Annotated in this window: 19 protein-coding genes, 1 tRNA gene and 1 pseudogene; 7 read left to right on the plus strand and 14 right to left on the minus strand. The window is 69.9% G+C overall.

Features of this window, described 5'->3' with window-relative positions; translation table 11 throughout:
- Positions 1-35: 35 nt before the first annotated feature.
- From ACN260_RS17890 to ACN260_RS17900, 3 genes are read right to left on the minus strand one after another with little or no spacing between them, the layout of a single operon-like run.
- Positions 36-1,367 carry a hypothetical protein gene (locus tag ACN260_RS17890; protein WP_422752210.1) on the minus strand — a complete coding sequence of 444 codons (1,332 nt, stop codon included), beginning with the start codon at positions 1,365-1,367 and terminating at the stop codon, positions 36-38.
- Complete coding sequence (locus tag ACN260_RS17895) at positions 1,364-2,584, minus strand: ATP-grasp domain-containing protein (protein ID WP_422752211.1); 1,221 nt, start codon at positions 2,582-2,584, stop codon at positions 1,364-1,366. Before ACN260_RS17895 ends, ACN260_RS17890 begins: the two co-directional genes overlap by 4 nt.
- Positions 2,581-3,534, minus strand: a complete 954-nt coding sequence (locus ACN260_RS17900) for a glycosyltransferase family 2 protein (RefSeq protein WP_422752212.1) — start codon at positions 3,532-3,534, stop codon at positions 2,581-2,583. The genes ACN260_RS17895 and ACN260_RS17900 overlap by 4 nt, the downstream gene beginning before the upstream one ends.
- 284 nt (positions 3,535-3,818) lie before the next feature.
- On the opposite strand from ACN260_RS17900, the gene ACN260_RS17905 reads away from it, so the two are divergent.
- The 5 genes and pseudogenes from ACN260_RS17905 to ACN260_RS17925 all read left to right on the plus strand — a co-directional run bounded on the left by ACN260_RS17905 (position 3,819) and on the right by ACN260_RS17925 (position 8,501).
- The gene (locus tag ACN260_RS17905; protein ID WP_422752213.1) at positions 3,819-5,600 is read left to right on the plus strand and encodes a carbamoyltransferase; all 1,782 of its coding nucleotides are present in this window, start codon (positions 3,819-3,821) and stop codon (positions 5,598-5,600) included.
- Entirely contained in the window at positions 5,597-6,274 is a 678-nt protein-coding gene (locus ACN260_RS17910; RefSeq protein WP_422752214.1) for a hypothetical protein, read from the plus strand. Before ACN260_RS17905 ends, ACN260_RS17910 begins: the two co-directional genes overlap by 4 nt.
- A 71-nt stretch (positions 6,275-6,345) precedes the next feature.
- Positions 6,346-6,612: pseudogene (locus tag ACN260_RS17915) on the plus strand (hypothetical protein); the annotation flags it as partial.
- Positions 6,613-6,766: 154 nt separating this feature from the next.
- Positions 6,767-6,907, plus strand: coding sequence for a hypothetical protein (locus ACN260_RS17920; RefSeq protein WP_422756885.1), 141 nt, complete (start codon positions 6,767-6,769; stop codon positions 6,905-6,907).
- Positions 6,908-7,322: 415 nt separating this feature from the next.
- Positions 7,323-8,501, plus strand: coding sequence for a PKD domain-containing protein (locus ACN260_RS17925; protein WP_422752215.1), 1,179 nt, complete (start codon positions 7,323-7,325; stop codon positions 8,499-8,501).
- Positions 8,502-8,680: 179 nt separating this feature from the next.
- Here ACN260_RS17925 and ACN260_RS17930 read toward each other — a convergent pair whose 3' ends face one another.
- Positions 8,681-9,775, minus strand: a complete 1,095-nt coding sequence (locus ACN260_RS17930; RefSeq protein WP_422752216.1) for a UDP-galactopyranose mutase — start codon at positions 9,773-9,775, stop codon at positions 8,681-8,683.
- 169 nt (positions 9,776-9,944) lie between these two features.
- Between ACN260_RS17930 and ACN260_RS17935 the strand changes: the two genes are divergently transcribed.
- Positions 9,945-10,967, plus strand: coding sequence for a hypothetical protein (locus ACN260_RS17935; protein WP_422752217.1), 1,023 nt, complete (start codon positions 9,945-9,947; stop codon positions 10,965-10,967).
- Here ACN260_RS17935 and ACN260_RS17940 read toward each other — a convergent pair.
- The 4 genes from ACN260_RS17940 to ACN260_RS17955 form a co-directional block, all read right to left on the minus strand.
- Positions 10,939-12,252 (minus strand): phenylacetate--CoA ligase family protein, encoded by a 1,314-nt coding sequence (locus ACN260_RS17940; RefSeq protein WP_422752218.1) that lies wholly within the window; start codon positions 12,250-12,252, stop codon positions 10,939-10,941. The two genes, ACN260_RS17935 and ACN260_RS17940, sit on opposite strands and share 29 nt — an antisense overlap.
- A 92-nt stretch (positions 12,253-12,344) precedes the next feature.
- Entirely contained in the window at positions 12,345-16,259 is a 3,915-nt protein-coding gene (locus ACN260_RS17945) for a helix-turn-helix domain-containing protein (RefSeq protein ID WP_422752219.1), read from the minus strand.
- Between the two features lie 212 nt (positions 16,260-16,471).
- On the minus strand, positions 16,472-16,933 hold the full coding sequence (locus ACN260_RS17950) for a hypothetical protein (protein WP_422752220.1): 462 nt from the start codon (positions 16,931-16,933) through the stop codon (positions 16,472-16,474).
- Between the two features lie 405 nt (positions 16,934-17,338).
- Positions 17,339-17,986 carry a DUF998 domain-containing protein gene (locus tag ACN260_RS17955; protein WP_422756741.1) on the minus strand — a complete coding sequence of 216 codons (648 nt, stop codon included), beginning with the start codon at positions 17,984-17,986 and terminating at the stop codon, positions 17,339-17,341.
- 180 nt (positions 17,987-18,166) lie between these two features.
- On the opposite strand from ACN260_RS17955, the gene ACN260_RS17960 reads away from it, so the two are divergent.
- Positions 18,167-18,757, plus strand: coding sequence for a TetR/AcrR family transcriptional regulator (locus tag ACN260_RS17960; protein ID WP_422752221.1), 591 nt, complete (start codon positions 18,167-18,169; stop codon positions 18,755-18,757).
- Between the two features lie 66 nt (positions 18,758-18,823).
- On the opposite strand, the gene ACN260_RS17965 is transcribed toward ACN260_RS17960, so the two are convergent.
- From ACN260_RS17965 to ACN260_RS17990, 6 genes are all read right to left on the minus strand, one after another.
- Positions 18,824-19,336 (minus strand): Pycsar system effector family protein, encoded by a 513-nt coding sequence (locus tag ACN260_RS17965; RefSeq protein WP_422752222.1) that lies wholly within the window; start codon positions 19,334-19,336, stop codon positions 18,824-18,826.
- Positions 19,333-19,764 (minus strand): hypothetical protein, encoded by a 432-nt coding sequence (locus ACN260_RS17970; RefSeq protein ID WP_422752223.1) that lies wholly within the window; start codon positions 19,762-19,764, stop codon positions 19,333-19,335. Before ACN260_RS17970 ends, ACN260_RS17965 begins: the two co-directional genes overlap by 4 nt.
- Positions 19,739-21,715, minus strand: coding sequence for a hypothetical protein (locus ACN260_RS17975; RefSeq protein ID WP_422752224.1), 1,977 nt, complete (start codon positions 21,713-21,715; stop codon positions 19,739-19,741). The genes ACN260_RS17970 and ACN260_RS17975 overlap by 26 nt, the downstream gene beginning before the upstream one ends.
- Positions 21,712-22,491, minus strand: coding sequence for a hypothetical protein (locus ACN260_RS17980; RefSeq protein ID WP_422752225.1), 780 nt, complete (start codon positions 22,489-22,491; stop codon positions 21,712-21,714). The genes ACN260_RS17975 and ACN260_RS17980 overlap by 4 nt, the downstream gene beginning before the upstream one ends.
- Before the next feature lie 101 nt (positions 22,492-22,592).
- Positions 22,593-23,264 (minus strand): Crp/Fnr family transcriptional regulator, encoded by a 672-nt coding sequence (locus tag ACN260_RS17985; protein WP_422752226.1) that lies wholly within the window; start codon positions 23,262-23,264, stop codon positions 22,593-22,595.
- A 498-nt stretch (positions 23,265-23,762) separates the two neighbouring features.
- A tRNA-Pro gene (locus ACN260_RS17990) sits at positions 23,763-23,836 on the minus strand.
- Positions 23,837-23,871 lie beyond the last annotated feature (35 nt).

Consider the following 23,871-nt stretch of genomic DNA (forward strand, 5'->3'; position numbering starts at 1 on the left):
TCCGCCGGGCAGCCCAGTCCGTGACCGTCCGGTCCTCACCTGCTGGCCGCCCGGCCGGCGGCGAGCCGCAGCAGGGCCGCCCGGACCAGCTCGCCGGCGACCAGCGCGGCGACACCGCCGAGGGCACCGGTGACCGGTACGAGCAGCCAACCGGTCCCGGCGACGACGGCGAACTGCGCCGCCGCCGCCTGTGCCGACCAGCGTCGACCCCGCGCGCCGCTGACCTCCAGGAGCAGTGCCGACACGGCGTTCGCGCCGAACAGCACGATCTCCACGGCGATCGCCGGATAGACCAGGTCCGGTCCCGCGCCGGCGGTGGCGGCGGCGGTCAGCGCGACGGCTGCGGGTAGCCCGAACGCCATGGTTGCGCCGAGCGTCCGTCGGGCGGCCCGCCAGCCGGCCTGCTCGCCGGCCTGGTCGTAGCGGTCCGCGACGGCGGGTTGGACGAGGCGCAGCAGGTAGCCCCACCCCGTGGACACCACCGACGTGACCACGGCCAGCACGTAGAAGAGGCTGATCTCGGCGGCGTCCCCCAGGCCGGCCAGGGCGGCGTACAGGGCCGACGCGCCGGCCGTGCCCGACAGTTCGGCGACGCCGAGCAGCGCCGCGGCGCGCAGCGCGACCCGGCGTGACAGCGCCGGTACGTCGGAGGCGACCGCGTCCCCGTGATCCGTAGCCGGGTCGGCAGGTCGTGCCGTACCGCCGTGGGCGGCCGGGTCCGGGTACTGCGTCGCCTGCTTCCGTGCGGTGTCCGCACCTGCTTTGGGACCGGGCGGGCTGCGGTCGCCGCGTGCGAGGCCGACGAGCAGCGCGGTGTTCACCGCGATACCGGCGGCGGCCAGCGCGGTGAGGACCTGGGTGGCGCCCGCTCCGGCCAGCGCCAGCGCGACCGCGACGGCATACGCCACCGCGACGGTGAGGTACGCCGCGCCGTCGACCAGCGGGGCGCCCCGCAGCCGGTACAGCGCGACGAGGACCGTGGCGCAGCCGATCCCGCCCGCGGCGGTGGCCGCGGCGGCGTAGCGGACGGCGGTGTCCCCCGCGCCGGCCACGATCAGCAGCAGCCATCCGGCCAGTGGCACGGCGAGCCCGGTGACCGCGATGGCGCGCACCAGCCGGTGCAGGTGCGCGCCGCCGGGCCGCGCGATCAGGGTCAGCGCGGCCTTCTCCGGTCCGCTGGACACCGCCACGGTGTACCAGGCGAGCGCACCGACAGGTCCCGCGTAGGCGGCGAACTCGTCCGGACCCCACACGGCCAGCAGAATCAGTCCTGCGGCGTACACGGCGAGCCGGTACGCGCCGCGTCCGGCCAGCAGGACCACCACGACGCGCGGCCGGGGCAGGGCGGCCGGGGCGGCTGTCCTCATGCGACCGGGTCGGGACCGCTCACGGCCGCTTCCGGCTGTACGTCGAAGTGCAGGTGGGTGTCGACGGCGGCGAGGGTGGCGCGCAGCTGGTCGTGGTCGGGGGCGGTCGCGAGCAGGTAGCCGAGTTTCGCGCCCGCCCGGTGGTACGGCTCGACGTGGTCGCCCGGACGGACCGCGAGGATGAAGTCGACCAGGCCGGGCAGTGCCCGTACCGTGTCGTCGCCGCGGACGGCGACCAGCTTGCCCGGCCGGGCCGCGCGCAGCACCCGCATCGCCGCGCAGGCCGGCTCACCGGGGGTCAGGTCGGGTCGCTCGCCGACGGCCATCGCCACGTACGCGGCGGTGACGTCGACGCCGTGTACGAGGCCGAGCAGTTCGGCGGAGCCGTTGCCGCCCAGACGTGCCCCCAGTTCGATGACGATCACCCGGTGGTCGCGGTCGACGAGCAGGTCGGCGTTGAGCGATCCCCACCGGTAGCCGAGCGCGGCGACGATCTCCTCGGTGGTGGCCCGGCAGCGGGCGACGAGGTCCGCGTCCGCCCCGGGCATGACGTGTTCGAGGGTGACGAAGTGCGGTGGCTCGGTGAGCGTACGTGCGCCGAGCCCGAAGAGCACGATCTCGCCGTCGGCGACCACGGCCTCCACCGCGTAGTGCTCGCCGTCGAGGAACTCCTCGACGATCACGATGCCTGCGGCGGAGTACGCGGCGGCGGCGTCCACGGCGGCGGGCACCTCGGCGGGGGAGGTGCACAGGCTGATGCCGCGTCCGCCGCTGGAGTCGGTCGGTTTCACGATCACCGGGTAGCGCAGGTTCCCGCACCCGCTCACCACGGCCTCGGGCCGGTCCTGCACGAACCTGGGGCCGGGTTGGCCCAGCCGGTCGCAGACCTCGCGGAAGTATCCCTTGTCGACGGAGGCGCGCAGCGCCTGCGGGGAGAGCCCGTTGGGGAGGCCGAGCAGCTGCGACAACTGGTACTGGGCGGGCAGGTTGACGTCACTGGCGGGAGAGACGACGCCGGCGAGGTCGTCGCGCGCGGCGAGCGCGGCGGCGACCACGGGCACGTCACGGGTGCTCAGGTTGAGAAATTCCGCGGCGTAGGCGGTCGCGGGGGCGTCGGTACGCGCGTCGATGCAGATGGTGTGCAGTCCGAGGCGCGCCGCCGTGACGAGGGTGGTGATGGCCCCGTCCGCGCCGCCGAGCACGGCCAGGGTTCTCATGCCGCGGGTTCCGGCAGGGGTAGCGGTGCGCGGGCCGGCCGCGCCGGGGGCGGCGCGAGCGTGTCCTCGGCGGCGGTCGGGATGTTGGCCTCGCGGATCAGGAACTGCGGCAGCCGGCCCGGCGGCCGGGCGATGTGCAGCAGGTACCGGGTGGCGACGGCCAGGCCGGTCAGGCCGGCGGCCAGCGCCAGCCCGAGCAGGGCCGCCGCGGCGGGCAGGCGGCCGGGCAGCAGGGCGCAGACCGCGCCGGCCAGCGCCAGTGCGGCGGCGGCGAGGCTGACCTGCCCGGCCGCGACGACCGGGCGCGCAGAGTGGGACATGAACAGCTCCACGGCGTGCCGCGCCAGACCGCGTACGGTCACCTTGGCCTCGCCGCTGCGACGGGCGCGGTGCGCGGTGGGGACGGTCGTCCAGGCACCGGTCAGCCGGGGCAGGGTCGCCATGAAGTAGGGCGTGGCCAGGCGCAGGTCCACGACCCGGCGGGCGACGTCGGTGCGCAGCAGCCGGAAGCTGGTGCCACCGGCGGGGATCTCGATGCGCAGCAGCCGCCGGGCGATCAGATCGTGCAGCCCGGACGCGGCCCGACGCAGCAGGCGGTCCTGCCGGTCCACCCGGATGCCGAAGACCGCGTCGTAGCCCTCGCGGGCCCGTTCGATCAACTTGTGCGCCTCGGCGGGCGGGAACTGCAGGTCGGCGTCCAGGTGCAGGATCCAGGGGTGGCGGGCGTAGCGGTAGCCCGCCGAGAACGCCGCTTCCAGCCCGAAGTTGCGGGTGAAGGAGAGGTAGGACACCGCTGGGTCCTTTTCCGCCAGCGCGCGGAACCGGTCCAGGGTGGTGTCGGTGCTGCCGTCGTCGATGAACAGGATCTCCAGGCCGGCGTATCCGGACAACTCGGCAACAATTTCCCGGTGGACCGCGTCGATATTGTCCGCCTCGTTCAGACATGGCACGACAACGGTCAGGGCGAATCCGTCGCCGCCATGGTTGATATCCGGCAATACGGCCGCCTTTCCGGCACATCGTCGCGCCACCGGTGGCGCCGGCACAGGTGAAGCCGGCACGCAAACGACCCCCACAATAGCGGTATGCTTCGATTCCCCATACCCCCTGCCCGAATTCAGGTATCTCAGTGGATATGCCCTCCGAATAGGAAAATGACAGCTCGACAAATGTTGTCGAAGCCGCCGTTAGGCGGCAAGCTCAAGCATCCAGTCGATCGGGATCGGAGAATCGCATGTACGTGCTGGGCATCAACCAGCATCACGACTCGGCAGCCGGGCTGGTGCACGACGGCCGCATCGTGGCCTTCGTGGAGGAGGAGCGGGTCTCCCGCGTGAAGCACGACGGGACCTTCCCGGCACGGGCCATCCGCGAGTGCCTGGCGACAGCCGGCATCACCCTGGCCGAGGTGGACCACGTCGCCTACTTCTGGCAGGCCCGCAAGGAGGTCACGCACGCGCTCAAGCACTTCGTCACGCACCTGCCGGCGACGCTGGCGGTGCTACGCAACGACGCGGGCACCTACGGCGGCAGGGCGTCGGGGATCGCCGCCACCCTCCGTTCCGCAGGCGTGCAGTCGCACTCCGACGACTACCACGTCGGCGGCGCGCTCCTGCTGCACCTGCGCCGGTCGTACACGATGAAGAAGATCCTGTGCGAGGCGGTCGGCCACACCGGGCCGGTGCGCTTCAAGGTGCACCTGGTCGACCACCACCTGTCCCACGCGGCCAGCGGGTACCTCCTGTCGCCGTGGGACCACGCGGCGATCATCACCTGGGACGGCATCGGCAGCGACGGCACGTCGACCTACCTCGCCGTCGGCGAGGGCGACCGGATCCGCGACGTGCGCCGGGTGCGCTTCCCGCACTCACTGGGCGCCCTGTACGCCTGCGTCACCAGCTACCTCGGCTTCCACCCCACCCGCGACGAGGGAAAGGTGATGGGACTGGCCGCCTACGGCGAGCCGACCCACGTCGAGGCGATGCGGGAACTGGTCCGGCTGCTGCCCGACGGGCACTACGAACTCGACCTGAGCTGGTTCCGCCACCACGCCACCGGCAAGCACCAGATGTCGGCGAAGTTCCTGGAACGGTTCGGCCCGCCGCGCCCGCGTACCCGTGACGAGGTGCCCCAGTACTACGCCGACATCGCGTACGGCCTACAGACCACCCTGGAGGAGGCGGGCCTGCACGTCGCCCGCTGGCTGCAACGGCACACCGGGGAGACCCGTCTGGTCACCGCGGGCGGGGTGGCGCTCAACAGCGTCATGAACGGGCGGATCCTGCTGGAGACCCCGTTCGAGGACTTCTTCGCCCAGCCCGCCGCAGCCGACGACGGTTCGGCGCTCGGCGCGGCGTTGCAGGTCGGCGCGAGCCTCGGCCAGCCCCGGCCCACCGGCGGTTACATCTTCCTCGGGACGCAGTACACCGAGGCGGAGATGGAGAAGGCGCTGGCCGATGCGGGTCTGCCCTACCGGCGCGCCGACGACATCACCGACACGACCGCGCGGGCCCTGGCCGACAGCAGGATCGTCGGCTGGTTCCAGGGGCGCATGGAGTGCGGGCCGCGGGCGCTGGGCAACCGGTCGATCCTGGCCGACCCGCGTGGCAAGGACACCAAGGACCGGCTCAACGAGAAGGTCAAGCACCGGGAGCCGTTCCGGCCGTTCGCGCCCTCCTGCCTGGCCGAGCGCTCCGGGGAGTACTTCGCCTCCGACTACCCGTCGCCGGTGATGCTGCTGGTCTTCGACGTCCTGGAACACCAACGCGAGCGGGTGCCGGCGATCACCCACGTCGACGGGACGGCCCGCGTGCAGACCGTCTCGGCCACCGACAACCCCCTCTACCACCGGCTCATCACCCGGTTCGACGAACTCACCGGAGTGCCGATGGTGGTCAACACGTCGTTCAACGACAACGAGGAACCGATCGTGCGGACCCCGGCCGATGCCGTGCGGTGCTACCTGCGTACCGGCATGGACGCCCTGGCCCTCGGCCCCTTCTGGACCGAGAAGTGATTCGCCGCTGGTGGTGGCTGCTGCCGGCCACGGTGGGCGGCGGCCTCGCCGCGCTGATCATGCTGGTGCTGCCGCCGGACCGCACCATCGACCACCTGGGCGAGGTGCTGCTCAAGACCGCGCCGCTGCTGTGCGCGGTGCTCGCGGTCGCCTACTTCCCCCAGCGCCCGGGGCTCGGCCTGGCACTGCTGGCGGTGCTGTTCGTCGGCTACATGGGATTGGTGGACACCCTCAACGTCGACCACATCTTCGGCTACGCCGAAGCCGCCGACCAGGACGCCGCGTTTCCCCGGCTGTACCAGTGGACGATCTTCCTCAACGCGTTCACGGTGCTCGCCGTGCTCTTCGCCTACCGGCTCGGTGGCGCGTCGGCGGGCCGGGTGCTGCGGGCGGGCCTGGCCGCGGTCCTGGTCCTGATCTCCGGCCTCAACGACCTGTCGTTCTACTACACCAACGACTGGAACGGCCCCAGACCACGGGTGCTGCACTGGGCGTCACACATCACGGTGTTCGTCGGTGGTCCGCCCACCGCGACCGTCGCGATCGTGTTCTGCGCGGTCCACCTGCTGCTCGCGGCAGTCATCCTGACGCTGCCGCTGGACCGGTGGGCGGCCCGCTTCGACGGCTGGGCGGTGACGCCCACCCCGGCCGAACGCCCACCCGCCACGCCCTAGGGCCTGTGTCGGAGTCGGTGCCGGGGCTTGAGCTGGTTTGAGGATCTTCGCGTGTCGGAGATCGAAAGACAGTGAGGTCTCCGGTAGATGGTTCAGCGACCAAGCAGACCCTGAATAGCCGGAGACCTCGTGGACACCCTAGCGGTGACGAGGCGGTTCGACCTGACTGCGCCGGCGCGGACCGTCGAGACCTGTTACCTGGTGCTGGAGCTGGGGCGCGCGGCATCGGGCACACCGCGTACCTGACCGAGATCGCCCCACCCACGGTCGGTGTCGTCACCCGGGTCGGGCACGCGCACCTCGGCGAGCCCGGGTCGGTGGAGAACATCGCCCGGGCCAAGGGGGAGCTGGTGGTGGCCTTGCCGCCCGCCGAGGACGACGGTCTGGCGGTGCTCGACGGCAACGAGCTGGTCACCGCGATGGCGGCCCGCACTGCCGCCCGGCTGCTACGCCGCCAGGGCCGCCGGCGACGGCGTGGTCGTGGACCGCGCGGTGGGTGTACCCGAGGCGTGGGAACTGCTGCGCGACGGGCTGCGGCCGGGCGACGTCGTCCTGTCCACGGCGGCCAACAGCGCCGGACTGGTGGCCCTGGCGAGCCGGCTGATCGAGGAACCCGGGTCCGTCACCGCCTGACGGTACGGTGGTCGGGGCGTGAGGGTCGGCCGAGGTGCGCGGCGTGTCCCACGATCTGACGTACGCCGGCTCCTGGACGCGGCCGACTGATCGGTACGATCCGCCCCTTCATCGACGCTGACGACGAACACCACCCACCGTTCGTCCGCATCAGTACGCCCATCAGCTTCCCACGGGTGCCGACCGTCGAACGAATGCAGACATTGGTGCGTTGAGATATCACTCGATCTCGGCGGTGTGGCGAACCATCACTGATACATAGGCAATGCCGCATCCCATCCATAATCGGATGCGCACTGGAATGAATCATGAATGAGCCGTACCCCGCGATACGCATCATCACTCCGGGCAATGCGCTCTGCTAACCTGACACGGCCTACGGAGCGAAACCGGACGCTTATCGCAAGGAGTCGCAATGATCAAACCGGTGGTACTGAGACTCTCCCTGGTTCTGGCTATTCTGACCGCGCTGGTCGGTGTCCGGCCGACAGCGGCCTTCGCCCAGCCCGCGAACGACGAATTCGCCAGCGCCACGACGGTCAGCAGCCTGCCCTTCCAGACAACGCAGGACACCAGCAGCGCCACCACCGATCCGGCGGATCCCGGGGAATGCGGAGACTATCAGTCCGTCTGGTTTACTTTCACCCCCACCAAGGACACGCTGATCCAGGCAAGCACCCTCGGGAGCGACTACAGCACGGTCCTGTCCGCCTGGAGTGGCCCCTCCGGGTCGCTGGACCTCGTAGCCTGCAACGAAAGCTACGGCGACGCGGATTCCCGGATCACCTTCACGGCCACCGCGGGCACCACCTACCACTTCATGGTCACCTCGTACTTCGAGGCGGAGGCCGGTGAGCTGACCTTCTCCCTCAAGCGGGCCAACCGGCCGAAGAACGACAGCTTCGCCGCCGCCAAGGTGATCAACAAATTGCCGTTCTCACGCGCGGTGGATCTGGACACCGCCAGCATGGAGGTCGGCGAACCGACCGCCTGCCTCAATGCGAAGCAGACGCGCTGGTACTCGTACACCCCCACGGTCACCCGCTCCATCACCGCCTCAGCGGGCTACTGGGGCTCGGTCGCCGGCTACAGCGGGACGTCGTTGACGAACTTGACCCTGCTGGGCTGCTCATACCGGTACAACGTCCCGTTCACCTTCCGGGCGGAAGCTGGCACGACCTACCTGTTCCAGGTCGACCTGCGGTGCTGCCCGACCGAACCGAGCACGGGGCCGGCCGAACTCGACGTCCACGTCACGCCGAACCCGAATGCGGATTTCTCCTACAGCCCCACCGATCCGAGCACCCTGGACACCGTCTCCTTCCATGACTACTCGTTCGACCCCGGCAGGGTGGAATTCGCCTCACGGCTGTGGAAATTCGGTGACGGAACGACGTTCGAAGGGCTCTCCCCCACCCATCGGTACGCGGCCGACGGTGACTACCAGGTAAGTCTGACCGTGACGACCCTTGATGGCCGAAAAGGGAAGACGACCAAGGTCGTTTCGGTACGGACCCACGACGGGGCGGTCACCCGCCCGGCCGTACCGGCCACGAGTCGGCAGGACAGTCGATCAAGGTCGAAGACACAGTGACGGCCCGAGACCAGACTGCGGGAGGAATCGCGTTCCGCGCCGACGCCACGCCTGTTGACACGCCCGACGCGCTCCCTGCCGACACCAGCTTGCTTTCGCGCACCATAAAGCGTTCTGAGCCTTACCAGCAGTAGACCGATCTGCCGTCGGAGTTCCGTCGACTGACTTCGACACACAGCCTAGACCTCGCCGAGGATCCGGCGGGCGGTGTTCAACGCCTGACGGACGACCTGGTCCATGTCGATGTAGGTGTACGTGGCCAGCCGCCCGGCCACGTAGCGGGGCGGGCCGGGCAACCCCGCCAATTCCTCAAGGTAGCGGCGGGCCAGCGCCCGGTTGGCCCCCTGCACGTCGTCGATCGGGTAGTGGCGCGCGGGCGCACCCGGATACTCGTAGCTGACCACGGTGCCCGGCCCGGTCTGGCCGCTCATCCACTTCGTCTCGATGGCCCGGGTGTGCGCCTTGAGCGGGCTCGGGGTGTTCACCACCCCGCACGTCAGCACGTGCTCCACCCCCGGCAGGTAGTGGTTGACCAGCCGCACCCCCCGCCAGGGCAACCGTCCCAGGTGCTCGGCGAAGAACTCGTCGAGTGCGCAGGTGACCACGACCGCGTCCGCGCCCGCGCACACCTCGTCCCAGTCGTCGACGGTGACCCGACGGCCCATGACCACCGGTACGTCCCGCAGCAGCGCGTCGACCAGCCGCGGGTAACCACCCTCCGGCCAGCCCTGGTGCGGGTCACGGAACAGATCGGTGTAACCGTCGTCGCGCAGCTCGATACGCTTGGGCGCCCACCCGGCCGAAAGGTTGCGGGGATCCTCGCCCCACTGCTTGCGGGTGTACCCCTCGATCAGCTCGCGGTACAGCGTCTCCCCCAACAGACCCATACACCAGGACTCGAAGTTGGCGGCGTCGGGCCGGGCCGGACGGGCAGCCAACTCACGCGCGATCTGCGGCCACCGGGGCAGGGTACGCAGCTCCGACAGCTGCGGCGGCCAGCTGAGTTCGCGGTCGAACGCCTCGGTGCGTACGGTGTGCCGGTACGGTAGGAAGCGGACCAGGCCCGTCACCAGCCGCCACACCTCGACGTCGGCGGTGTGGAAGATGTGCGCCCCGGCCGGCTCGTAGAGAATGCCCGCGGCCGAGGCCGTACGGAGCTGGCCGCCCCAGGTGGGATCGCCCTCGACGACCTCGACGGCACGGCCCGCCACGTGCAGGAGATGAGCGACGGTCGCGCCGGCCAGCCCCGCCCCGATCACCCGCACGCAACCCATCGCCGGATGGTAGTGGGTCGCGCGCGTCGCCGGGGTCCACGCCCTCACCCACCCGCCGCCGCCCGGCCGACCGCCGTGCCACCGCCCGGCCGCCTTACCACGGACGAGACGGCACCGGGAGCCCTGGCCGACGGACGGTATGGTCGGCGGATATGAAGGCGGGGGGGGCATGAACGACGGGCTCACGGTCACCCTGCACGATCCCCACCTAGCCGACGCCCCTGCGGGCTGGGACGCCTTCATGGCCGAGGAACACCTGATGGCGGCGTGGTCCTGGCCGCTCGTGCGGGCGGCGGCGAGCCGACGGACGGTCATCGCCGCAACCGTCCGGTATGGACCCGACGTCGTCGGGCTGATCACCGGCCGCTTCCACGGGCCACGGACGGGCCGCTCCACGGTCCCGTGGGCCGGGATCGTCGACGTCGACAGCCTCTCCTCCAGCACACTGCCGGGCATCACGCTGGCTGCCGGGGCCGACGGGGCCGCGCTGACCGACACCATCGGCGCGCTCCGGTCCGCGCTGCGGGAGGCCCACGGCGGGCGGGTACGCGGCCTGATGTTCCGTCAGGTGTCCGCCGAGACCCTGCCCGCGTTGCTGACCCGACCGGCGATCGTCCGGGAGGGCGGCCCCATCGCGTGGTTTCCCAACCGGTTCGCCTCGTTCGAGGACTACCTGCGGTCGCTGGGCCGGCGCCGACGCTACGACCTGCGCCGGATCCTGGCCGGAGTCGCCGCGTCGGACCTGCACGTGGCCAGCACGCTGCGGAGGGAGCCGGTCCAGGTCCAGCCGGCACAGCTGTGCGAGCTGATCGCGAGCGTCGTGAACCGCCACCACGACAAGTGGTGGCTACCCAAACGGCTCATGTCCCCCGCCATGGCCGCCGCGCAGCTCACCACGCCCGGCGTCCACCTCAACGGCTACCGCGACGGCGACCGGCTCATCGCCCTCAACGTGATCTTCGACCATCCGGAGCTGCCGCTCTCGGCCGGCTGGGGCGCGTTCTCGGTGGCCGAGGGCGGCCGTCGGGACCTGTGGTACCACAACAACCTCGAACTGGCCCGCTGGTGCATCGACACCGGCCGCCGTGGCTTCCTCAGTGGCCAGGGCAGCCTCGTGGAGAAGCGCCGTCTCGGCCACGAGATGATCCGCCAGTGGGCCGTGCTCATCCCCCTTCCGCGCGGTCCCCGGTGACCCCCGGCCGGTAGGCCGACTCGACGAAGCGGCCCTTGCCGCCCGGTGTCAACGCGATCCGCTCCGCCCGCACGAACCGCAGTACGACGGGGGCGTCCACCGCCTCGCCCAGGGCCTGCTCGAATGCGACGCACGCGGCGGCGAAGGCCGTCTCGCCGGGAGCCTCGGGCACCAGGTGCACCGTGACCTCGCCGGCCTCGTCCTGCCGGACCATGCACTCCGCCACACCGGGCGTGTGCATCGCCAACGCGAGGAAGACACCGCTGTACACGCGTCGACCGCCGGGCAGCGTGACGAAGTCGTTGGTGCGCCCGTCGACCAGCCGCATCCGGCGGAACCGGCTACCGCACGGGCAACCCGCCGGCAGGAGGTACGCCCGGTCACCCAACTGGTAGCGCGGCAACGGCATGGCACGCTCACGGAAGTGCGTCACCACCACCGAACCGGTGACCCCCTCGGGGACCGGCACGCCCGCCTCGTCCACGATCTCCAGCCACACCCGGTCCTCGTCGACGTGCATCGCGCCCGCCGCACAGCCGCTCGATACCGTCAGCACCTCGTACGCCGAGTACTCGTCGTACACCGGCACCCCGAACCGCTCGGTGAACTGCGCGGCGACCTCGTCGGTCAACAGCTCCGAGTCGGTCATCACCAGCTTGAGACCGCGCCGTAGCCGGGCCAGCTCACCGTGGTCGAGGGCGCGCAGCAGACCCCGCAGGACCACCGGATAGCCCATGATCAGTTGGGGTCGGACGGCGAGGACCGCCCGCGCTATCGCCGCGTCGGACTGGCCGGCCGGCACCACCACCCGCGGGAACAGGCCCAACCGCTGGAACCAGCGCACCGGCCGGGGGAACGGCTTGATGTGCGCGATCCGCCACCACGGACGGTAGCCCGACAGCAGGAAACGCCGCAGTACGGTCGCGCCGTGATAGCCGTACGCGTCGACGTCGTGGCGGATGTGCAGCCGCGTCCCGGTGGTACCGCTGGTGACGTCCGTCCGGTAGGCCCCGGCGGCGAGTCCCCGGGTGTGAAAGGACTCCACGCCCGCGTCGAGCACGGCGCGTTTGGTCAGGATGGGCAGCCCGGCCAGCTCGTCCAGGCTCGCCAGGGGCCCGGCCGGATAGTCGGCGAAGGCCGGCACCCGCTCACGACAGTGTCGCAGCAGCGCGTTGACACCCTCCAGCGCCAGCGCGCGGGTGCGTTCGGGGGAACGATGCGGTGCCCGCCAGACCGCCGGCAGGTGCCGCAGCTCGCGTACGGCGACGGCGAGGCCCCCGCTCATCGGAGCGCATGGATGTCGGTAGGTGGCACCACGCCACCGTAGCGGGTCGCCGCCCGGGCGTCAGGCGCCCGACGGTGCAGAGCTGGGCCTGGTCAGCAGGGTGGGTGGTACGGGATGCTGGACAGGTACTGCTCCCATTCAGCTCGGCTGATGGGTTCTCCCATGGTGGAGCAGATCGATTCAGCGGCCCGTTGCGGGTCGGTCTCCCAGAGTCGGACGGTGCCGTCGGCGCTGCCGGCGGCCAGGGTGTGTCCGTCGGGCCGGTAGGCGACCACGTAGTAGGCCTGGTCGGCGTGGCTGAGGGTGGCCACCACGTTGGGCCGGTTCAGGTGGCTGATGTCCCAGATCCAGAGGGTGCCGTCGGTGCTGGCGGCGGTGATCAGGCGGCCGGACGGGTGAAAGCTCACCCAGTACACGTAGCTGGTCGGCCCGCGCAACGGGCGGGGCAGCGCCATCGGGTGGGCCGGGTCGGACACCTGCCACAGCCGTAGTGTCTTGTCGGCGCTGCCGACGGCGAGCAGGCCGCCGTCCGGGCTGAAGGCCACGCTGTAGGCGTACCCGGCCAGCCCGCGAAGCGGCGGGCTGGCCGGGGCCGGTCGGGTCGGGTCATGGAGGTCGATCAGCCGTACGACGCCGTCGGTGTCGGCGACGGCGAGTACCGGTGACCTCGGGTGGAACGCCAGGGACAGCACGATCGACCCGGTGCCGGCGACCGTGGCCAGCAGGGTGGGCCGCTCCGGATCGGACACCCGCCACAGATAGGTGGTGCTGTCGTCACCGGCGACGGCCAGGAGTGATCCGTCCGCGCTGAAGGCCACCGTCTGGATGAGCGCGGTCGCCCCGGTGAGCGCCGGTCCTATCCGCTTCGGTCGCGCCGGTCGACGGATGTCCCAGAGGTCCACCGCGCCGTCGCGTCCGCCGGCGGCCAGTAGTGTCCCGTCGGGGCTGAGTGCGGCAGTGCCTGCGTACCCCTGCTGACCGGCTGGCCGGCTCAGCGGCGCACCGAGCGGCTCCGGCCGGCGCGTGTCATCCACCTGCCACAACCGGATCGTCCGGTCCCGACCGGCTTCGGCGAGTACGGTGCCGTCCGGCGTGAACCCGGCGCTGAACACGGCTCCGCCCGCGCCGACGAGCAGCGGGCCGGGAAGCCCCCAGTACCGCACGTAGCCGTCAGTGCCGGCGCTGGCCAGGGTGTGCTGGTCGGCACCGAAGGCGAGTGCCGTCACCGGGGTCGGCTGGGGCAACGATCGCAGTTCGCGGTGGGTGGCCACGTCGTACAGCAGGACTCGTTTGTCGGACGTGCCGGTGGCGAGGGTGGCGCCGTCGGGACTGAACGCGAGCGCGTTGATCCAACTGGTCGCTGCGGGCAGGGCGGTACCCCGCTTCGCCGGCCGTTGCGGGTCGACGACCGACCACATCCGGACGGTCTGGTCGCCACTGCCGCTGGCCAGGAGGTCTCCGTCGGGGCTGAATGCCAGCGCCAGCACCTTGCCGGTGTGTCCGGCCAGTGGTGCCAGCCGGGTCGGGTGGGTGCGGTTCCCGAGGTCCCACAGCCGTACGGTGCTGTCGGCACTGCCGGCGGCCAGCAGCCGCCCGTCGGGGCTGAACGTCACCGCCTGCACGGCGTCGTCCGGCCCGGTCAGCGCCGGCAGCGGCTGGCTGGCGTTCGATCCGGTGCCGGCGGTCGTCGCCGGCCCCGCGTTGTTCAGCGCCCACCGCCACACCCGGTGGTCGGCACTGCCGGCGGCGAGTATGCCGCCGTCCGGGCTGAACGCGAGCGCGTACACGGTGGATGTCGGCCCGGTCAGCGGTGGCAGCGCCTGCGGGTGCGCCGGATCGTCCAACCGCCACCGGTACACCCTGCCGTCCGCGCCGCCAGCGGCCAGCAGTGCGTCACGGGGGCTGAACGCTACGGTGAACACCGTGCCGGTCGGGCCGGCCAGTACGCCCCCGAGCGCGGTGGGCACCGGATCGGAAGCCCGCCACAGGCGCACCCTTCCCTCGGCACCACCGGCGGCCAGCAGCCGCCGGTCCGGGCTGAATGCCACCGCCTGGACGGCACCGTCGGTGCCACCCAGCCGAGCGGCCGTCGGGGTCGCAGCGGCGTCGAGCAGGCTGGACCGGGCCTGGACGGTCGGTGAGATCTGGTACGCCGCCAGCGCCACCTGTCGGGCCAGGCTGACGTCCCGCCCGCGCAGCCAGTCGGCCTGGCCCGCGACCAGCCGCGACACCGCCTCGTTACGTTCCATGGTGGCCGTCTGGCGTTGCTGACTGGCGGTAGCACGCTGCTGGAAGGCGTACCCGGCGAGCAGCCCGCTGCTGAGCAGCAGTGCGGACAGCGCGGCGACCAGCTGATGGAGCTGGCGGGTGTGGCGGCGGGCGTGTCGCCCGCTGGCGACCAGAAACTCCCGCACCAGCGCAGACTGCTCATCCGGGTGCTCGGCCGCCCAACCCTGGGCAGCGGCCAGGCGGGTGCCCCGGTACAACGCGGCAGGGTCGCAGCCCTCGGCCCGCCACGCCGCCGCGGCGGTGGCGAGTTGCTGACGCAGCACCAACCCGGCCCGGTCGCTGCTCAGCCAGCCGCGCAACGCGGGCCACGCGGCCAGCAACGCGTCATGGCTCAGCTGTACGGTGTCGCGCTGCGCGGTGATCAGCCGCTGAGTGATGAACCGGTCCAGGACCCGCTCCACCTCGACCGCATCCGACCCGAACTCGGCCAACAGTTCGCCGAGAGGCACGATACGCCGGGTGTCTCCGGTATCGGTCCCGACGTGGACCAGACGCAGCAGCAGCCGGCGGGCCAGGCGCCGCTGGTCCGGGGTCAGCCGGTCGTACGCCTCGCTGGCGCTGGACGCGATCGCCTCGCGCACCCCGCCGACCCGCCGGTAGCCCTGACAGGTCAACCGTCGACCCTGGTCGTGATGCCAGGTGGCGAACAGCGCGTGCGACAGCAGCGGCAGGACGCCCGGCCCGGCACGGTCCGGCTCCGCTCCGGGTGGCGTCAGGTCGGCCAGGAGCAGCTCGACCAGCCCGTCCTCCAACTCCACCCCCGCGCGAAGGGCGGGTTCCACGATCGCCGCCCGAAGTTCGTCACGGGTCATCGGCCCCACCGTGACCTGCCTGTCCTGGGCCGCCCGCAGCAGCGCCGGGTGGCGCAACGCGTGGCCGTAGAAGTCGGCACGCAGGCCGAAGACCACCACCAGTCCCGCGGTCCGCTCGCACAGCATGTTCAGGTCGGCGAGGAACACCGCCGGATCCGCGTGGCCCGGCCCGCTGACGAACACCTCCTCGGCCTGATCGATCACCAGCAGCCTCGGGCCGGGCGCGGCCCGTAGTCGCTGCGCCCGTGCGGCCAGCTCCGCTGTTGGATCGGCGCCGGGAGTCATCAGCTCCACCCACCAGCCGTTGTCCGGACCGGACGGATCATCGGTCGCCGGTCCATCCGTCGGGACCGGTGCGGTCGCCCGGTCCGGCGCGGAGCGAAGTCGCGCGATCAGCCCGGCCCGTAGCAGTGAGGACTTCCCCGAACCGGAGGCACCGACCACGAGGAACAGCCCACCACCGGCGGCGTGCAGCCGGGTGACCTGTTCGACGAGTTCAGTGGTGAGCTGCTCCCGGCCGAAGAACCACCCGGCGTCCTGCGGCTGGAACGTGGCCAGACCCTTGTACGGCTCAAGGTGCCGGGGTCGCGGCCCGGGGCCGCGGCGCACACGCAGCCAGGCCGCGATCCAACCATCCATCATGGTGGGCCGTACGCCGCACACCGTCAGCACCCGCACCAGCAGGTCCTGTGAACTCAGCGCCGGCAACCCACGCCCGGCGAACCAGTCTCCGATGGTGCTGTGCGCGCTGTACGCCCCGGCCTTCGCCGCCACCTGGCGGACGGTCAGCCCGGCCCGCTCCCGCACCGCGGTCAGCGCCGCCGCGAACTCGACCCGCCCACCGATCCGGTCGGGGTCCGGCCGACCGTCGGATTCAGGCGCTGATGTCGGCTGGCTACCCGACACTGCCTCACCTCGTCGACCGACGACACGGAATGTGATGCGAACGCTACTCATCCCCGGTTAGGGTGGCGAGTTCCGGTCGGAGTTCCGACGTGTGGGTTGCGGCGGCCCGGTTCAACAACCACCGACGGTGGCGTTCCCGGGCGAACGGGCGGTGCAGGGCCAGCACCCTGGCCCTGCACCGCGCTGCTCTGCGCAGGGGACGCTCGTTCAGGTCAGTAGTTGCACAACGGCACGCGGTAGTCCCGGTACGGGTAGGAGGAGACGCCGGTGTTGACGTACCAGTCGGAGACGTAACCCTCGCCGGATCCGTGCCGCGACGTGGCCGGATACAGGACGTAGTCCCAGTAGTAGTCGCCCTGCGGGCCGACGCCGTCGCCTGGATACTGACACACCAGCCGCACCCGCAGGTGCGCTTCGAGGGTGGCCTGCAGGGTGCACCACGATCCCGGCCACGCCTTCTTGGCGGGGTGGTAGCAGTCGCGCACGTTCACATCGGAGGCCCCGATCGTCACGTCGACGTTGGCCATCGCCGCGGACGGCGCGACAGCGGCACCACCCAGCACGGCGAGTGCGAGGAACAGCCCGAGAAGCGAGCGGCGAGGCAGCCGCCGACGGGCCCGGGTCGGGACGTCGGGAGACGGGGTGTTGCGTTTCGGTGCGAGCCTTCTGATCACGTTCCGTACCTCCGTCAAGGTCATTGGCCGGCGGTGACCGGCGATGACCTGACCGTGGACCGCGGTCGAGCAGGCCACCAGGGCTGGCCGGGTTGTCCGGACAGGATCGGACGATGCGTCCGGTTGTCCGGACGGGTCCGTACACCGGCCTCCGTCGCCATCGACGACAGCCACCCGGGCAGGCCTACGCCCGGTCCGACCGTGACGTCACGCCTTCACGGGCGGGTGTCGACCGACGGACCAGCAGGATCCGGGGGCCTCACGCCCGGCCACCGCCAGCCGGCGACGAGGGCCGCCTTCCCGGGCGACGTAGCGGCGTCCGGATCTGCCGATGAGCGCGCGTCTGATCTTGTGCCCGCGGGCGACCGGGTTGCTCGGGGGTCTGTCGCGGGTCTCGGTGGCCGTCTACACGTTGCTGGCCGGCGACCGCCGATTGCCCTTCCAGACGGACCTGCCGGCGCAGATGAAGCCGATCAGGAGGGGATAGACCGCGCAGCGTTCGACCAGGCCGATCAGGCCGGCTGATGAGCCGGCGATGGTCATGAAGCCGACCAACGAGAGAAGACCGAAGACCCCGAGGGCGACCATGACCCGGCCGGTGGTGGTGGCGATTCCGGCCTCCCGGTGCGCGCGCCCGAGAATGATGATCACCAGGTTCCCGCTGACGATGCTGGCCAGGGCACCCACCGAGTGAAAGTCGATGGCACCGCTGTCGGGAGCCTCGCCGGTTCCGTGGAAGACGGCCAGCAGCACGCCGCCGGCCGCGATCAGGAAGGCGAGGGTGCGCACTGCCCAACGGCGTGGGCCACGCAGGCCTGCGAGCATGGCGGTGCCGCCGAACAGGACGACCCCGAACAGGAAGAATCCGGTGTTCATGACCCACGCCAGCGGCGAGTACATGAGCTGCCCGAATCCCTGCGTGGGGCCGTGCACGCCGAGGTTGCTGATGTAGTTGTAGGTGTAGCTGTAGGGGGGGGTGCGTCCACGCGGCCGCGGCGATGAACTCCGCGACGAAGAAGACCAGTCCTCCTGCGATGAGCGTGATGCCGGCAGCGGAGCGGTGCCTCTGCTGAGCGTCCACCTGGGCGCGGGTCGCGTTCATGGTTCCTTCTCTCCCGGCATCCCGCCGCTGGTGTCGCCCCCGTCGATCAAATCCCGGTCCGACATCAATACTGTACCGACACCAGTTATGAAGTCAATACATGTAGTGAGCAGGTCCATTACCCTGTCGGCATGAGCGAGGGGCAGCGACCCGGGCGACGGGAGCGCAAGAAGGCAGCGACCCGGGCATCGATCGTGCAGGCCGCCCGGGAGCTGTTCCTCGAACGAGGGTTCGACGCGGTGAGCGTCCGCGAGATCGCCGACCGGGCGGACGTGTCGCCGACCACCGTCTTCACGCACTTCCCGCACAAGGAGGCCCTCGCGTTCGGTGACGAGGAAGTGCGACACGACCGACTCGTCGCGGCAGTATCCGACCGACCGCCGGGCACATCGATCTCCGCCGCGCTCAAGGCGCACTACCTAGCAGAGATCACCGCGCTCGGATCCGAACTCGAGCGGCCAGTCCTCGCCTTGATGGAACAGACACCCGCCCTGGTCGAGTACGCCGAACGCATGTGGTTCCGCCATGAAGACGCCCTGCTAGCGGCGATCACGCGCGAGTTCGGGCTTCCCGAGCCCAGCGACGAGATCCGCTTCTACGTACGCTTCGCCCTCCAGATACAACTCAGTGCAACCCGGGCCGCCAACCCGGAGTCCACCATCGACGCAGGTTTCCGGCTGCTCGACGAAGGCTGGCTGCGCTACCAGGGCATCATCGATTAGGGATCTGCCGAGAAGCCAGTCGACGGCCCGACAGGTTGCCCGAGCATGCTGGAAGGCGTTGTCGCCTCAAGACAGGACCACGAGCGCGAGGAGGGCAACGCCAGCCACGAACAGGCGGATTGACCAGGCCATCTGGGTAAATTTGCGGTTCGCGATGAGGTTCGCCGCCCATATGTGTCCGGCGACCGCTCGCTCGGTACTCTCGTGGTCGGCAGCCGATGCGAGCCAGGCGTCGATGAACCCTTCCCGGTCGGTGTCGAAGCGTCGGGCCACCTGCCTGTAATGGTATAGTGACCCAGATTCGCTTTGCCGCTGGCGCGGCGCCAGGGTAAACAGCGCCAGCAAAGCGCTGAGGACTACGGCGGATGCTGCGGCGATGACGAACCCGCGGGTCCAGACGGAGCTGCTTTGTTCCCAGGAGCTCCGCGCCGTCCACAGCTGGCTCGCAAGGACGCCTGCGGCGGCCAGGACGGCTGCAGCCTTAACATCGGCGAATCGGATCATGTCGTTGGCTTGGTGCAGCGCGGCCCGTCCCGCCTCGCTCGCCCTGGACTGGATGGCGTTGCTGTCCTCTGTCATACCCCCGCCTCCTGGCATCCTTCCTCAGCGATTGCATTCAGCTGATCGGCAAGATCACCTCGTTCGAAACTGCGGAAGACGATGCCCAACTGACGGACGAGATGAGCACGATCGTCTTCGGTGAGCCCACCAATGAAGTTGCCGAGCAGTCCGATAAGCGCGTGGTCAACGCATGGGACGCCTGGCTCTGCCGGCCGCAACTTGTCGGCGATATCGGTGAAGGCGTTACTGGTCAATGCCTGCAGGTCGCCGGGGTGCCGGGTATGCCAGTACATGCGTGCGATGTCGGGCTTCGCGAAGATCTCATCACGCAGGAATTCGAGGTGACGTAGTTCCCGCCGTCGGCTTTCCTGCTCCGCGTTCTTTTGGCGTTGCGCGCGCCTGAACAATTTCCACATTCTATCAGCCTTGACCGAGAGGATCGACATGCGCGAGCGCCTCGCCGATGTAATCGCGAAGGTCACGACGATCGGGATGGTCAACGTCCTCGGCGCTGGGCTGCCAGGTGTACAGCAAGCGCTGGAGGCGGACGATTCGCTTGCTGCCGCCGGACGAGTGCTGGACCACATCGACGAAGAACCGGCCGGTCCGCTCACGGTCGACGTCAGAGCTCAACGCGTTCGTGAGGGTGGCGATACCGAACTCGTCCGTCGCGGCGAGCATCTCCGGGTCTGTCAGTACTTCACCGAATGCCTGGACGAGGGCGCGACGCGTCCCGTCCTGTTTCGTCGCAACGGTGAGGGGATGCACTTCGCTCGCGGCGAGCCGGCAGACGATTCGCCAGGCGGTGCCGCGCCGGCTTGGATCACTCATCCAGGTCGTTACCGCCCGGAGGGCGCGGTCCCGTAGCTGCGGGCGCCTCCACAGGTTTTCCACCGCGGTGACAACCTCCTCCCGCACGGTGTGATCGCGCCGGCCCGCGAGGTGCATTAGGCGGGTCAGGGAGATGCGCGGGTAGAGCTCTGCCATATCACCCGCACAGACCCTGGCGATCACCCGTTGCAACTTCGCGTCGGTCGAGTCAGTTGACGCCCAGTCGTACAACTGGGCCCGCACCTGCGGTCCCACCTCCTCGCTGATGGCGGTTGCCGTGAGCGCCCTGATGACCACGTCGTGCAGATGTTCCTCGTCGGCCCAGCGCTTCAGCTCGTACAGCGGCGCTGGGTCGTGGTGTCTCAGCACGATCTTGACCATCATCTCGGCAACCTGGTTGCCGAGGTCCTGCGCCTCCTGTCGGCTACCGCCGACGGCGAGGCCCACGGCCCAATTCCACAGCCCCGTCCGGAAGCGGGTTTCCCGGTCGCCGAACAGGAAGGAGAGCGTGGCTTCGGCGTAGCCTGGCTTGCGAAATCGCAGCAGGCCATCCTGTATGTCGGCGTCGACGGCATCCTTCAAAGCGTGTAGCCCTGCCGCTGCGAGCCCCTCTGCGCGGTATCCGGGCACCCCGCTTACCTTCTTTCCCAGTTCGTCGAGGACGTCGAGAATCTGGTGCGCAGGTCGGCCCTCGAGCATGGCGGCTGCTGTGAGGAAGAGGCGTTCCCGCAGTCCGTTCTGCTTATCGTCGAACCAGGAGCCGAGGATTTCACGCCATCCCCGGTACGCGCCCAACGCGTCTGTGACCAACTCGTCGACGCTGATGTCCGTGCGTGCCCCAGCCGCGTCCTCGAGGATCCATGCGAAGCGGGCCGCGTCGGCAACCGAGGCGCGGTCCAGCAGGTCGGCGACCTTAGGGTGAGCAAGGACGGCGTTGACATCGACTGCCTTGCTGAACGGATGGTGCCGCAACACCTCGGCTCCGGAGGGCGGAATGGCGTCGAGGACGTGCGGGCCGCCGACGCCGCCAGCGGCCCGCCAGACGTCCGAGGTGGTGGTGACGAGCAGATGAGCGTCGAGCTCCGACAGTGCCGCCGCGTGGCCCCGGATCTCCTCGGCGACGTGTGGCCCGATGAGGTTTGGCTGGCGAGGCAGCCGCAGCAGGTAGATGACACCCCGCTCGGCCGGAAGGTCGGCACCAGTGAACCGACCGGTCTGCTCCTCATCGATGCGAATCCGCTCGAGCCGCCGGCCCTGCTCGCTGGGCTCTTTCAAGAGCGCCTCGGCTGCCGTGCCCACACCCGACGCATGCTCGCCCACCACGACCACAAAGGGTGACCTAGCGAGCAGGGCCGCGGCGCCGGCTCGGTCCAGCTCTGGTCCGGTGGACGGCCGGTAGGTGCGGGGTGCGAACCGCTCGAGCACCTCCTCGATTCGGCCACGGTCGAGCCTTTGCGCCACGATGAGCCGGCTGAGCAAGCGGGTCTCGTGTCTGTGGGTGTGCATGCCGCCGTAGTTGACGCGCGCATACTGCCCGTAGTTGGTCAGTGCCGTCGTCTCGCTCATCGCGTTGTCCCTCCGCTTTGGTGCATGCCACCGTGATTGATTTGGGCAGCCTGCCCGTAGTTGGTTCCGAGGAACGGCGTGGGCCGGACCGTCTCGGCAAAGTGCGTTAGTTCATCGGACTGAGGGGAGCCCTGGGGGAATGGGCGGCCGGGCTGGGCCGGCAGGTGGAGCCAGGCTGGCTGGTCAAAGCCCTTGCCTGCGACTCGGGCCGTAACGGGGACGAAATTGTCGGGATGCAGGCCCGCGTAGCGTTCACGGACTACGTCATCGAATACTCGGTCCGATATGATCATCGCGACCAGAGCGATCTCCGGGCTGACGTCTCGCAGCGCCTCCTTGACCACGTCTGCATCGAGCAATCGGTGCGTGTCGTTGCGGGCTGCGCCGTTACCCGTGCTCGAGGACGCCGCCGGGTCGGCCGGTAAAGGACCCACGTGCAGGCTGACCCGCAGGCGCAGCGGTGCTTCGCCGGGCCGTTCGTTGCGTCGTTGCGCAAGCCGCTCCTGAAGCAGCGCCGGGAACGGGTCGAGAAGGAACGGGAGGATGCGCGGCGGAAGGCCAACGGCGAATCCGTCACCGGTGGCGCCGAAGAAGAAGGGATCGGACCATTCCGCCTCGAGCCCTGCATCGTGCAAGGCACTACCGACGACCGTCTTGATGGCGGCCGAAGTGTCCTCATGGACGCTACCGGGAAGTTTGGTGAAATCCTTGGCATCCACGGCGAGGATCGCCCGATAGGGCGGCAGTGGACGGGATGAAGCACGGCTGGGTTTCATCGATACGGGCCTTCCGATGGTTGCTAGCTGGCCAGACCATCGTCTCTGGCACTGAACCCGTACTCTGCCCACCATTGGGCGCTCGGAAGGTGACGGAGCTATCACCCGCTTGCGCGGCGGCGCAAACCCCTGACGTCCACAATGGTGATGCACCGACGGCCGGTATCGATGAGCCGCTCGGCCCGCAACACGCCCAGAGCCAGGACGACCGCATTGCGCGACGCCCCGATGAGCTCCGCTAGGTCCTGCTGTGGGAGGTCGATGGTCATCCGACCGGGGTCGATCGCCGCAGCGACGTGCAGGCGCAATAGCGCCCGAGCTACCCGTTGCAGGACGGGCAGGACGGCCAGCTCGGTGCGCTGGCTGTCGGACTCCCGCAGTCGGCTGAACGCGTAGCGGGTGAATCCGGCGGCGACCTCCTGCCGTTTCAAGAAACGTCGGAAGTCCGGCGCATGCAGTAGGCGGCAGGTGAGGACGGTGAGCGCGGACACCGAGGCGGATCGCCGGCCGCCGTCGATGGCCGCGATGTCACCGATTATGTCGCCCGCGTATCGGACGGTCAGGACCGCGTGGCCGCCCGCAGCCTCGCTTCGGACCACCTTGACGGCCCCCGACAAGAGTACGAAGACGTGGTCACCGCTGTCGCCCTGCCGGCATAGCTGTTCACCGGGGCGGAATACCCGCTGTACGCCGGATGTCCCGAGATTGACCCAGTCGGCTGCCGAGATGAAGGCACGGAGTCCATTGCCCGCTCGCTCTGCGTCAACTGACACGATCCGAACGTATACCGTCGGTGCCTAGAACTCCTAACGTTGGGTTGGCACCAGCAGATGAGGGCGCGGGCGAGGCTGAGGAAGCCTTCGTGGATGTCGCCGCGGTTTCCCAGGCTGCGCAGGCGGCGGAACCGGTGCAACCAGGCGATGGCGCGCTGATCATCATCAGCGGCGATCGGCACGGCCTGTTCTGCAAAAGGCGGCAGCCGCGAGACGACCCCTGTCCACCAGCTCACCGTGACCACGATGCGGTGCCAGCGGACGGGCCCTGCCGCGAGAAGGAGGATCGCGAGCCAACCGACCAAGGGACATCTGGCGGCAGCTGTAGCACTTTAAGCGACATGCCAGCCCATCGCGCCATTGGCGCGACGGCGCAGGTCGGAGCGGGTGCCGGCGACGGAACTGGCGACCAATCCATGGCGCGGTTACTACCATCGAAGATCATCCGTTACCGGATGTTACCGCCGATACCTGGGAAGATCTCCCCAGGTCAACCGGTCGGGACGGCCGGATTCGAACCGACGACCCCTTGACCCCCAGTCAAGTGCGCTACCAAGCTGCGCCACGTCCCGATGCTCCCCGCGTGGTTTCCCCCGCGGCAGCCGGT

Source organism: Micromonospora sp. WMMD708 (genome assembly GCF_049315245.1).
In the GTDB taxonomy this organism is placed as follows: Bacteria; Actinomycetota; Actinomycetes; order Mycobacteriales; family Micromonosporaceae; genus Micromonospora; species Micromonospora wenchangensis.

Coding starts and splice junctions, on each gene's coding strand:
- ACN260_RS17960 (WP_422752221.1), top strand. CDS start 18,167: ATGAGCGAGGGGCAGCGACCCGGGCGACGGGAGCGCAAGAAGGCAGCG.
- ACN260_RS17965 (WP_422752222.1), bottom strand. CDS start 19,336: ATGACAGAGGACAGCAACGCCATCCAGTCCAGGGCGAGCGAGGCGGGA.
- ACN260_RS17930 (WP_422752216.1), bottom strand. CDS start 9,775: ATGGGTTGCGTGCGGGTGATCGGGGCGGGGCTGGCCGGCGCGACCGTC.
- ACN260_RS17935 (WP_422752217.1), top strand. CDS start 9,945: ATGAACGACGGGCTCACGGTCACCCTGCACGATCCCCACCTAGCCGAC.
- ACN260_RS17975 (WP_422752224.1), bottom strand. CDS start 21,715: ATGAGCGAGACGACGGCACTGACCAACTACGGGCAGTATGCGCGCGTC.
- ACN260_RS17980 (WP_422752225.1), bottom strand. CDS start 22,491: ATGAAACCCAGCCGTGCTTCATCCCGTCCACTGCCGCCCTATCGGGCG.
- ACN260_RS17970 (WP_422752223.1), bottom strand. CDS start 19,764: ATGTCGATCCTCTCGGTCAAGGCTGATAGAATGTGGAAATTGTTCAGG.
- ACN260_RS17940 (WP_422752218.1), bottom strand. CDS start 12,252: ATGAGCGGGGGCCTCGCCGTCGCCGTACGCGAGCTGCGGCACCTGCCG.
- ACN260_RS17895 (WP_422752211.1), bottom strand. CDS start 2,584: ATGAGAACCCTGGCCGTGCTCGGCGGCGCGGACGGGGCCATCACCACC.
- ACN260_RS17925 (WP_422752215.1), top strand. CDS start 7,323: ATGATCAAACCGGTGGTACTGAGACTCTCCCTGGTTCTGGCTATTCTG.
- ACN260_RS17890 (WP_422752210.1), bottom strand. CDS start 1,367: ATGAGGACAGCCGCCCCGGCCGCCCTGCCCCGGCCGCGCGTCGTGGTG.
- ACN260_RS17905 (WP_422752213.1), top strand. CDS start 3,819: ATGTACGTGCTGGGCATCAACCAGCATCACGACTCGGCAGCCGGGCTG.